Origin of the sequence: Emticicia sp. (assembly GCF_049241225.1) — a bacterium.
In the GTDB taxonomy this organism is placed as follows: Bacteria; Bacteroidota; Bacteroidia; order Cytophagales; family Spirosomataceae; genus Emticicia.
In genome coordinates, this window is record NZ_JBMLRC010000373.1 from 1 (window position 1) to 8932 (window position 8932).

The window sequence follows — 8932 nt, forward strand, 5'->3', positions numbered from 1 at the left end:
TTTTTCGGAATTACGTTTGCGGCACTGGCAGCTTTTGGCTTTATAATCAATTATGTAAGCCCGATTACTGGATTTGGGCTACCGCACATCGTTATTCTTACTTTCCTTATTGCAGGCATTATTACTTTTTTAAAATATGAATTTGCTAAAATAGCATCAAAATATAAAGGTACTAATCCAAATTTAATTTCAGGAATCATCTGGAGTGCTTTGGCAATAATGAAATGGGTAAAGTATTTCAATAAAGATAATTTCGACTGGGTTATTGCTTCATTATTTACACTAGTGGCCATTATCAATTGGGTAAGTTTTTTCAGAAAATCTGATAAATAAGCTACTAAATCCACACTATAACATGGAAAAAAGCCTTAATTTCGCCTCAAAACCAATTAATCGACCAATGGAGTTTTCGTTCGGAAATATTTTCAATAAAACATACTGGAAAGAAACAATTATTCCTTTCGCAAAAAAACATTGGGTGTTGATTGTGGCTATTCTGACGGCTTTAAGTCTGGCTCATACGATTTGGTATTTTACCATTGACCATCCATTATCGGAAATTGCCGATAAGTTTAAAAGCACATTCACTGAAAAAAAAGGGGCGGCTTTTAAAAGAAATTCTTTTTCATATAAAATAGGATACGTTGTTGGGGCTATTCTAAAATCAAAGTCTTTTATTTTTAGTTTATCTGGCACAACAATTCTCATTGCCGAATTCAATTACCAATTTCTTTTTAAGAATTTATTCGTTGATGAAGGTCGAAAAGGTAAGTTTTTTTACTTTTTAGTATTAGTTTTCTTGTATTTTTTCATCTTTACTATATTGCTAAGTTTATTCGGATTAAAAGCTGAACCACTTGGATTACATACATTTATCACTAACACTTGGATTGGTTTTTCGGTCATCTATTCGGTTATTCAATATGTTTCAGATTCACACAAAAGACTACGAGAAATGGCAATTCAGAAAACAAAAGTTGAGCTTTCGGCCCTAAAAGCACAAATAAATCCGCACTTTTTGTTTAATGTGTTAAATAATCTCTACGGAACGGCCATCGTTGAAGATAGTCCAAAAACTGCCGAAGGTATTCAGCAATTATCGAGCATCATGCGGCACGTAGTTGAAGGCACAAAAAACGAACGAATTTCAGCCGAAAAAGAGGTCCAATTTCTGTACGATTTTGTGGAATTAAATAAAATGAGAATTCCGAAACGAGATAATATCAGAATCAATATCAACATTGACTGGGACGAACAACCGACGCAAATTGCACCGCTTTTGGTAATTCCGTACATCGAAAATGCCTTTAAATATGGCATCAGTATTACGCAAGAAAGTTTTATTGACCTAAATTTTAAGATAAAAGACCAAAAACTAAATTTTTCGTGCCGAAACAGCATCATCAAACAATTCGATAAATTGGAAGTTGGTACTTCAACAGGTATCGAAAACACCCAACGCCGCCTTGCCCTCAACTATCCACACAAACATTCATTGAGAATATCGAACGAAAATAATATCTTTGAAGTCTCGCTGGAAGTGAATTTGAAGTAAATTGAAATCTATAACCACAACCATTCAATGCTAAAAGCAATTGCCATAGACGACGAGCCAATGGCTCTGGAAGTAATCAAAGCCCACGCCAAAAAAGTTACTTTTCTTGATTTGCAAGAAACCTTCGTTAGTGCTATGGAAGCACTTGATTTCTTGAAGAAGAATCCTTGTGATTTAGTATTTCTCGACATCAATATGCCAGATATTACTGGCCTTGATTTCTCACAACTTTTACCACAAAATACATCGGTTATTTTCACAACGGCCTATTCTCAATACGCAGTTGATGCTTTCAATATTAATGCACTTGATTATCTACTAAAGCCCATTGATTTTAGCAGATTTATGAAGGCCTGCCAAAAAGCCTACGAAAATATCAACGAAGAAGCTCCAAAAATCCCATATTTATTCGTAAAAGATGGCTATGATTTGGTCAGAATTAGCATCGAAAACTTACTTTTTGTAGAATCTGAAGGCAATTATCTCACTTTTAAAGAATCTGATAAAAAGACCGTCACTCGCATGACCATGACCGAGGCCATTGAAATGCTACCCAAAGCTGATTTTTTCAGAGTACACAAATCATTCGTGATTAACCTCAACCATGTCAAAAAAATTGAGCGTCATCAAGTTTGGGTCGGTGCAGAAGCAGTGCCAATAGCTGCCAATTACCGTGATGATTTGATGGAGGTTTTGAAGAAAATCTGGATGGTGAAGTAAAGCCTAAAGATGTTTTCTGCTCTTAAAAGCATAAAATCTTAGAACATGATTGACAATTAAAAACTCACCGACTGTATTGATGACTCTTACAAACATATAGGTGAGCTCGTATACTCGTTCTTCCGGAGGTAAAATATAATATAAGTCAGCAATAACAGTAAAAAACAAGCCTATGAGAAATAATACTCTAATATTGTTTCGACGAACCCTAAGTTGAATTCCAGTAAAAAGAAAAATCATTATCCCGACCCAGTATAAATTAAAGGAAAACATGGACGTTCTCGGGTGACGATTCAATAGATAGAGGAAATACAATCCTCCAGCCAGTGCTAAAGTAGCTAAAAGTATATTCTTGATATCGGATAAGTCGAGTTTTTTAATACCCATTTCAAAGAAAACCCCAACCAACAATAACCTCAAAATAGGTTGAGCATAAGAATAGACAACATCAAACTCCTTTTCATCAACAATAACAAACGAAGAAAGACCTAAACAGAAAAGCCCTCCGTAACAGATGGCAAGCAATATTAAAGACTTTTGGAAGTTTTTAAATAATTTGGAGAAAATATAAACAAACAAAAAGAAATAGTCGAACTGAAAAAGGAATAGAGCCAATAATCTATCCATTTGATTCTTTAGTTCGTTAGGCTCAATCTTTACAAAAAAATAGACATTTACCAAAAGAACCAATGTAAAAAACATACTGGTAAACCTTTCGCTCATTTGACGAGTTCCTTTTAAACATTTAAAGATAATTTCTAATAAAATTACAAAATAATCTCTGAATAATTACAAGAAACAGTAATTTATCTATTGGTAAATCAAAACCATCATACTTCTGGCTCCGTGAGCTCCAATAACTAAAGATTGTTCAATATCGGCAGTCTTCGAGGGTCCGGCTATAAAAACGCCATAACTACCTACGCCTTCGAGTTTATCATAAGCTTGCTGCATATTGGCAACGATATTGTTTTTATCAAGCACCAAAACCAAATGTTGGGTAATAAACGGCAAAGCTCGATTGAGCATATTGCTCTCAGGCACCCAAATGGTACCATTTTCGGCAACACCTATTTCTCCCTGAATCACGGCCAAATCGACTTGTTCTAAAATCTCTTTAGTTGTATCAAGATTTACCTCAACGTTTGCTTTAACAATATCAGAAGCCACATTTTTTAAATCACTGTAATACTTATCGATAGCCGTTTGGCAATCAGCTTTTGAAGCCACTTCTATGGCTCTACCACCGATACCTTCGAGCACAGTCTTGAATCGCTCAATACTTCCATCTCCTTCAAAAATTGGCACATTAGGCAGCGTCGTCAAAGCAGGTTTATTGCTGGCTATGCTATTTAATATTTTCTCTCTGCTGGTCATTGTTTACTTTTAAAAAAGACCTCCCTATTGGGGAGGGTTGGGTGGGGCTATCTATTCTTCTCATACCATTCTTTGAAACTCTGCTTCGGAGCATCGGGCAGTTCTCTTGCTTTTGCCCACGGATTCATGCTTTGGTTATGCGTAAGTCCATGTGGTAAAATCCGCAAAGCTCCACGAGCCAATTTTCCACTCAAATCATACACTTTTGGCATCGAAAGCACTTTTGCCATACCTTTCATACCCCATTTTTTTGTCGTAGAAAGTTCGTTTGCTTGACCAACAATTTGTCGCCATTTGTAGAGCTGCACATGAATATCAATCTTCACAGGGCAAACATCCGAACACGACCCACAAAGCGTAGAGGCAAAAGGCAAACTTTTATGTTTATGTAAATCAATATTCGGAGAAAGAATTGCACCAATTGGGCCAGGAACGGTAAAATCATAACTATGTCCGCCACTTCGACGATACACTGGACAAGTATTCATACAAGCCCCGCAACGAATACATTTCAGCGAATTTCTAAAATCAGCTCTGCCGAGTTGTTGCGTTCGACCATTATCCACAATTACGATGTGCATTTCTTTGCCTTCGACTGGCTTTGTAAAATGCGAGGTATAGGTTGTAACTGGCTGACCAGTAGCACTTCTAGCAAGTAATCGGGTATAAACCGATAAATGATGGAGTTTTGGAATAATCTTTTCGATGCCCATGCACGCAATATGCACTTTTGCCAAATTTACGCCTAAATCGGCGTTTCCTTCGTTGGTACAAACCACAAAACTACCAGTTTCGGCAATGGCAAAATTTACGCCCGTAAGAGCCACATCGGCCGCTACAAATTTTTCTCTGAGGTGCTGACGAGCCGCTTCGGTCAGCACTTGAGGGTCTTTTTCGCCTTTAGTAGTACCCAAATGTTCGTGAAAAGTTTCGCCTACATCTTCTTTTTTGAGGTGAATGGCGGGTAATACAATATGGCTTGGTGGCTCGTTTCTAAACTGTACGATACGTTCGCCCAAGTCGGTATCTACTACATCAATATTGTTTTTTTCGAGAAAACCATTCAGATGGCATTCTTCGGTAAGCATTGATTTGCTTTTCACCAAACGAGGATTTCTTCCCTCGACTTTACTCGAATTTTTGATAATGTCCATCACAATTTGATTATGCTCGGCGGCATCGGCTGCCCAATGCACTTTTACGCCATTTTTTATGGCATTTTGCTCAAATTCGATGAGATAATTATCAAGATTGCTGAGTGTATGGTCTTTGATTTCGGAGGCAAGGGTACGTAAATCCTGAAATTCGGGAATTGGATAAACCGCTTTGTCTCGTTTCTGACGCACAAACCAAAGCGTTTCGTCGTGCCAAGTCGTACGCTCAAAATCTTTATTGAAAGCTTCGGCTAATTCTGGGTGATTTTGGTGGTTCATGGTTGATTTCCGTTCAAAATTTCGGCTATGTGCATTACTTTTATTGGTGCGTTTTGGCGTTTTACTATGCCTTCGAGGTGCATTAAACATGATACATCGCCCCCTGTCAAAACCTTTGTTCCGTTGCGAAGGTGGTCAGCGATTCGGTCTTTTCCCATACGTGCCGAAACGGCTTCTTCGGTTACACAAAACATTCCGCCAAAACCACAACATTCGTCGTTTCGGTCGAGTTCGGTGAGTTCGATACCTTTTAGTTTACGTAATAATTTTGAAATTTGTCCATCTCGCACACCCGTGATTTCGGAAGCATTGGCTTGGCGGAGTCCACGCTGACCGTGACAACTCAAATGCAAACCAACTTTGTGCGGAAAATCTACAGGAATTTCTTCTATTTTCAGCACATTTTCAATAAAATCAACTAATTCATAAACCGATTTTCTGACTTTCTGAACGGCTGGCGTTTGCTCAATAATATCGTAATGTTTTTTGATATGATACGTACAACTTCCCGAAGGCGTAACGATGTAATCAAACTCAGAAAATGTTTCAACAAAATGTTCGTAAACACCTTTAGAATCTTGCTCGCAACCTCCATTGGCCATCGGTTGCCCACAGCACGTTTGTTTCATCGGAAAGACTACATCCACACCCAATTTTTCCAATAATTGCAAGGTCGCAACACCCACATTTGGATAGAACTGGTCAACGTAACAAGGTATAAATAAGGCTACTTTCATATTTTTTTGTCTAAAGGTCTGTACCAAAGGTTTGACCTTTTCAATATCTTAGGCTTGTGTTTTGTTGTACGAAACTATGCGGTCAGACCTTCGGTACAGACCGAAACGACCAAAAGTCAAAAGAAATAATCTTTGTATTTTTCATCAACAATCTGACAAGATTCTTCGTAAAAATTTTCTCTTGAAATATTCAACAGTTTCATTCCTAAAAGCTGATTACATAATGTTCCATCTCTAAATCCAGCATAACCATTGAAAGAAGAATAAGGCCATTGCTCAATTTTAGTAGCTAAATTAGCTCTTATCGGGTTTTGATGAATATAATGAAAACATACAGATGGATAGAATTCACTTTGTGTTTCAACTAACTTAGCTTTTGTTTTTGGTCGAAATAAAGCACCACTCCTTTTTTGCTGTTCATTTATTTTCTGTGCATAATCACTTAGCAATAAACGGAATCCATTAGTAACCTTATTCATAAAAATACCACCTATTTGCACTGATTCGATGGAGTTTTTATTTGAATTTATCAAAAAATGGAAATGGTTTGGCATCAAACAATAAGCCAAAACATCACAATGTGGCAAAACTAACTGTCTAAATTTACGCAAGAAATAAAGATAATTTTCAGAATTATAGAAAACCTTTTCTTTATTATTGCCTTGATTATAAATATGATACAGTTTGTCTTGCTCTAACTTCATTGGTTTTATAAAGGTCTCGCAGGTTACGCACCCCGAGTCTGACCTTTTTATTTTATGTTGTGATTTATCTCTATAACAATGCGGTCAGACCTGCAGTATAGACCGAAACCTACAACCCCGTAGCCACGCTAAAGCCTCTTTTATCAACCAAACCGCTTCTTATTTTTCCTCCACGGAAAGTGGCAATTGGATCGATTGCTCCACCTGCTTGGCGACTTGCTTCCGCTACCAATGCTCGTGCATCAGTCATGAAAGTATCACGCAATAATTCTTCGGCACGCAGCACATCGTTATTTTCTTGGGCATCGGCTAAAGCTACTCTATCAACCAAAAGTGCTTTTGCGTAAGTTGTCAGAATTGCATTTACCGACTGCAATAAATCTTCGATTGGGTCTTTTGTGTTGTGGCTTGCATCAATCATCCAAGCCAACGGCGGATTTTTTACACTTGGGTCTTGCATTCCATCAACCAATTCGTTGAAAATCAAGAAGAATTGGTATGGTTTGATGCTTCCCGTTGTCAAATCATCATCGCCGTACATTGAGCCATTAAAGTGGAAACCACCGAGGCGACCGAAGTGCATCAAGCGTCCAACAATTTGTTCGATGTTTGTGTTTGGCAAATGGTGACCCAAATCTACCAAAACTTGAGCATTTTTTCCCACCGTTTGGCAAAGAGAATAGGAAGTTCCCCAATCGGGAATCACCATCGAGTAGAAATGCGGCTCGTAAGGCTTGTACTCAATCAACATCGTCCAATCATCAGGCATTGATTTATAAATACTTGATAATGAATCGCTTGTACGTTGGTAAGCACTCCTCATGTGAGACTGCCCAGGGAAGTTTGAGCCATCGGCCAACCAAACTGTAAGCACCTTAGAATCAAGCATTTTGCCATATTCTACGCACTGAATATTGTGCTGAATCGCTAAATCACGCACCTCGCTTTTGGTGTGCGAAAGCGAACCAAATTTATATGAATACGGTTGGTCTTTTTGGTCTTGAAAAGTATTAGAGTTTACCGAGTCAATCGTCAAATCATTGGCTTTCAGTAATTGTTTGATAGCATTGGCATCAGATGGAATATCCCACGGAATGTGCAATGAAATCGAATTCGACGAGCGATTTAATTGGTGAATCAGCCCTACATCTTCGATTTTTTCTTCCAAATTTCTTGGCTCACCACCATTCGGAAAACGCCCGAAGCGAGTTCCGCCCGTACCCAAAGCCCAACTCGGAATGGCTACCTGGAAAGCCTTAATTTTATCAATAATTGTCTGAATATCAATACCCTTACGGTCGAGGAGTTCGGTCAAATATGCCAATCTAAACTGGTGGTCGGCCTGTAATTTTTCGTTATGCTGTTGAATAATATCGTTACTGAGCATCTTAATCAATGATTAATGTTGAATGATAAATGTTTAATTCGGTGCGACGTTTTACTAATTTTTTCACAAAACAGATGCAATTTTCTATTTAAAAAATTATAAAACTATCCTGTACTTGCCTGCCAAGATTAGGCAGTTCTACGATACTCTTTTGTCCAGTTAATTGCTCCGAAAAGTGCAATTACACAGAAAACAGCATATAATAATGAATATAGTTTCACTTCCTTCATGAAATACATGTAAGTACTAATAATATCAATAGCAAGCCACATCCACCAAGCTTCTACTTTTTTTCTGATGAGTAGAAATGTAGCAAAAATACTCATGACAGTCGTGAATGAATCCATGTACGGAAAAGCACTTGGTTTGCTAAAAAGTTGCGGAATTAGCTCGCTCAAATTCTTGGCAAAGGTGCCGAGCAAATAAGTACAAACTAAACCAACTGCCGAATAGACAGCAAACTGCTGTAAAGATAACTGACTGATTTTCAACTCATTTTTCAGGTTAGCTTCTTGCTCTTTCGGAAATTTCCACTGCCAAAAACCTATAATATTGGTAATAAAAAAGAAGATCTGTAAAAACATATCGGGATAAAGCTGAATCTGATAAAACATCACAAACGCCAGCACTACATTTAGCAAGCCCAGCATCCAACTCCACACATTTTCACGCACCGACAAAATGACCGCCACCAAACCCGTAAGTGTTGCGTAGAATTCGAGGTGACTCATTTTCACGCCCAAAAACTCAAAAAGAATGTTATTTATATCGAAGAAATTCATTTGTACATTTTTTGTACAAATTAAAAGTTTTTTTATCACTAAGGAACACTAAGTTTCACTTAAAAAATATTATGGTCTAATCGCCAGCGGCAAATCTATGAAGAAAGTCGTTCCTCGGTCGGTTTCGGTTTCAAACCAAATATTTCCACCTGCGTGCTCTACACCCCTACGGGCCATTGCTAAGCCAAGTCCCGACCCACCAACTTTGGTTGTAAAGTTTGGAATAAATACTCGCTG

General features: G+C 37.9%; 11 protein-coding genes. 3 read left to right on the forward strand and 8 right to left on the reverse strand.

Going from position 1 to position 8932, the window contains the following annotated elements; all coding sequences use genetic code 11:
- The 3 genes from ACOVO2_RS19635 to ACOVO2_RS19645 all read left to right on the forward strand — a co-directional run.
- Window positions 1-333: hypothetical protein (locus ACOVO2_RS19635; RefSeq protein ID WP_421771609.1), on the forward strand; the 333-nt coding region annotated here is incomplete at its 5' end.
- Between the two features lie 22 nt (window positions 334-355).
- Window positions 356-1555, forward strand: a complete 1200-nt coding sequence (locus ACOVO2_RS19640) for a sensor histidine kinase (protein WP_421771610.1) — start codon at window positions 356-358, stop codon at window positions 1553-1555.
- A 27-nt stretch (window positions 1556-1582) separates the two neighbouring features.
- Window positions 1583-2275 (forward strand): LytR/AlgR family response regulator transcription factor, encoded by a 693-nt coding sequence (locus ACOVO2_RS19645; RefSeq protein WP_421771611.1) that lies wholly within the window; start codon window positions 1583-1585, stop codon window positions 2273-2275.
- A gap of 3 nt (window positions 2276-2278) precedes the next feature.
- Here ACOVO2_RS19645 and ACOVO2_RS19650 read toward each other — a convergent pair whose 3' ends face one another.
- From ACOVO2_RS19650 to ACOVO2_RS19685, 8 genes are all read right to left on the reverse strand, one after another.
- Window positions 2279-2800, reverse strand: coding sequence for a hypothetical protein (locus ACOVO2_RS19650; protein ID WP_421771612.1), 522 nt, complete (start codon window positions 2798-2800; stop codon window positions 2279-2281).
- A 285-nt stretch (window positions 2801-3085) separates the two neighbouring features.
- Window positions 3086-3652, reverse strand: coding sequence for a LutC/YkgG family protein (locus ACOVO2_RS19655; RefSeq protein ID WP_421771613.1), 567 nt, complete (start codon window positions 3650-3652; stop codon window positions 3086-3088).
- 47 nt (window positions 3653-3699) lie between these two features.
- Window positions 3700-5085, reverse strand: coding sequence for a lactate utilization protein B (locus ACOVO2_RS19660; RefSeq protein WP_421771614.1), 1386 nt, complete (start codon window positions 5083-5085; stop codon window positions 3700-3702).
- On the reverse strand, window positions 5082-5822 hold the full coding sequence (locus ACOVO2_RS19665) for a (Fe-S)-binding protein (protein WP_421771615.1): 741 nt from the start codon (window positions 5820-5822) through the stop codon (window positions 5082-5084). The genes ACOVO2_RS19660 and ACOVO2_RS19665 overlap by 4 nt, the downstream gene beginning before the upstream one ends.
- Before the next feature lie 116 nt (window positions 5823-5938).
- Window positions 5939-6526: a transposase gene (locus ACOVO2_RS19670; protein ID WP_421771616.1), complete on the reverse strand. Its 588-nt coding sequence runs from the start codon at window positions 6524-6526 to the stop codon at window positions 5939-5941.
- Window positions 6527-6635: 109 nt separating this feature from the next.
- Window positions 6636-7913 (reverse strand): TIM barrel protein, encoded by a 1278-nt coding sequence (locus ACOVO2_RS19675; protein WP_421771617.1) that lies wholly within the window; start codon window positions 7911-7913, stop codon window positions 6636-6638.
- A gap of 128 nt (window positions 7914-8041) precedes the next feature.
- Window positions 8042-8695 carry a nicotinamide riboside transporter PnuC gene (pnuC, locus tag ACOVO2_RS19680; protein ID WP_421771618.1) on the reverse strand — a complete coding sequence of 218 codons (654 nt, stop codon included), beginning with the start codon at window positions 8693-8695 and terminating at the stop codon, window positions 8042-8044.
- A gap of 69 nt (window positions 8696-8764) precedes the next feature.
- On the reverse strand, window positions 8765-8932 hold a 168-nt coding region (locus tag ACOVO2_RS19685), incomplete at its 5' end, for an ATP-binding protein (protein WP_421771619.1).

Coding starts and splice junctions, on each gene's coding strand:
- ACOVO2_RS19640 (WP_421771610.1), top strand. CDS start 356: ATGGAAAAAAGCCTTAATTTCGCCTCAAAACCAATTAATCGACCAATG.
- ACOVO2_RS19645 (WP_421771611.1), top strand. CDS start 1,583: ATGCTAAAAGCAATTGCCATAGACGACGAGCCAATGGCTCTGGAAGTA.
- ACOVO2_RS19655 (WP_421771613.1), bottom strand. CDS start 3,652: ATGACCAGCAGAGAGAAAATATTAAATAGCATAGCCAGCAATAAACCT.
- ACOVO2_RS19660 (WP_421771614.1), bottom strand. CDS start 5,085: ATGAACCACCAAAATCACCCAGAATTAGCCGAAGCTTTCAATAAAGAT.
- ACOVO2_RS19665 (WP_421771615.1), bottom strand. CDS start 5,822: ATGAAAGTAGCCTTATTTATACCTTGTTACGTTGACCAGTTCTATCCA.
- ACOVO2_RS19670 (WP_421771616.1), bottom strand. CDS start 6,526: ATGAAGTTAGAGCAAGACAAACTGTATCATATTTATAATCAAGGCAAT.
- ACOVO2_RS19675 (WP_421771617.1), bottom strand. CDS start 7,913: ATGCTCAGTAACGATATTATTCAACAGCATAACGAAAAATTACAGGCC.
- pnuC (WP_421771618.1), bottom strand. CDS start 8,695: ATGAATTTCTTCGATATAAATAACATTCTTTTTGAGTTTTTGGGCGTG.